Here is a 1,799-nt window from a genome sequence, read left to right as displayed (position 1 = left end):
CCGCTGCCGGGCACCGCCTCGGTGGTGGGCTCGGCTGCCGGGCACGCGTGGCACGACCAGGCCTGGATGCAGGCACGCGCTGCCAACGCTGCCGGCGCGATCTCCATCTATGAGCTGCATGCCGGGTCATGGCGTCGCAACGCAGACGGCGAGGTGCTGGATTGGGACACGCTGGCCGACGCCCTGATTCCCTACATCAAGCAGCTGGGTTTCACCCACATCGAGCTGCTGCCCGTCAGCGAGCATCCGTTTGGCGGCTCGTGGGGCTACCAGCCCCTGGGGCTGTATGCCCCCACCGCACGGCATGGCGACCCGGAAGGATTCGCACGCTTCGTCGACCGCTGCCACCAGCATGGCCTGGGCGTCATCGTGGATTGGGTGGGCGCGCACTTCCCCTCCGATGCGCACGGCATGCAACGCTTCGACGGTACCGGCCTGTACGAGCATGAAGATCCGCGCCAGGGCCTGCACCCGGACTGGGACACGTTGATCTACAACTACGGCCGCAGCGAGGTGTCCGGGTTCCTGATCGGCAGCGCGCTGGAGTGGATAGACCGTTTCCACATCGACGGGCTGCGCGTGGATGCGGTGGCGTCGATGCTGTACCGCGACTACAGCCGCGAAGACGGGCAGTGGATTCCGAATGCGCACGGCGGTCGCGAGAACCTGGAAGCGATCGACTTCCTGCGGGCGCTCAACAGCGCCATTTCCAGCACCTACCCGGGCGTGGTGGTGATCGCCGAAGAATCCACGGCGTGGCCCGGCGTGACCGCACCGGCCGCCGAGGGCGGCCTGGGCTTTTCGCACAAATGGAACATGGGCTGGATGCACGACACACTGAGCTACCTGCAACGCGACCCCATCCACCGTTCGCACCACCACAGCGAGATGACCTTCAGCGCGATGTATGCCTTCTCCGAGGATTTCGTGTTGCCGCTGTCGCACGATGAAGTGGTGCATGGCAAAGGATCGCTGCTGGGCAAGATGCCGGGCGACCGCTGGCAGCAGCTGGCCAACCTGCGCGCGTACTACGGCTTCATGTGGGCCCACCCGGGCAGCAAACTGCTGTTCATGGGCGGCGAGTTCGCCCAGGCCACCGAATGGAACCATGACGCCGAGCTGGACTGGGCGCTGGCCGCGCAACCGGAACACGCCGGCGTGGCGCGGCTGGTGGCGGATCTGAACCGGCTGTTGCGCGACATTCCGGCGCTGCGCCACGGCAACCGCAGTGAACACGGCTTCGAGTGGAGCGTGGGCGATGACCACGCCAACAGCGTGCTGGCCTTCATCCGCCACGATGTGCACGGCGAGGGCGGGGCGCTGCTGGCGGTGAGCAACTTCACCCCGGTGGAGCGCCACGGGTATCGGGTGGGTGTGCCGCGTGGCGGGCGTTGGCGTGAGGTGTTCAACAGCGACAGCCAGTTCTATGGCGGCAGTGATGTGGGCAACCGCGGGCACGTGGACGCGATGCCGATTGCCATGCACGGCCACGCGCAGTCGATCGAGCTGACGTTGCCGCCGCTGTCCACGCTTTACCTCCAGGTGAGCGAGTGACGCCTGCGCGGCGGCAACTGGGCGCGCGGCGGCAGGCAGAGGGTGGGTACTGCTTCCGGCTATGGGCGCCGGCCGCATCCCGCGTGGACCTGCTGCTGGACGGTGAGGTGGTGGCGATGGCCGACGAGGGCGATGGCTGCCACGCCGTCGTGTGCGCCTGCTCACCCGGCCAGCGCTACCGCTTCCGGATTGATGGAACGCTGAGCGTGCCCGATCCGGCGTCGCGCTGGCAGCCGGAAGGACTG

General features: G+C 67.6%; 1 protein-coding gene and 1 pseudogene. Both read left to right on the top strand.

Annotated features, from left to right (window positions below; all coding sequences use genetic code 11):
- A partial coding sequence (gene glgB, locus DBR34_RS08495) for a 1,4-alpha-glucan branching protein GlgB (RefSeq protein WP_258223762.1) occupies positions 1–1,554 on the top strand: 1,554 nt, incomplete at its 5' end.
- Positions 1,551–1,799 (top strand): annotated as a pseudogene (locus tag DBR34_RS22405) (malto-oligosyltrehalose trehalohydrolase); the annotation flags it as partial. The gene glgB and the pseudogene DBR34_RS22405, both read left to right, overlap by 4 nt.

This window comes from Stenotrophomonas sp. HMWF003, from assembly GCF_003061285.1.
Lineage (GTDB): Bacteria > Pseudomonadota > Gammaproteobacteria > Xanthomonadales > Xanthomonadaceae > Stenotrophomonas > Stenotrophomonas maltophilia_AP.
Note: the sequence above shows the minus strand (reverse complement) of the source record. Positions and strands in the feature narration are given on the sequence as shown.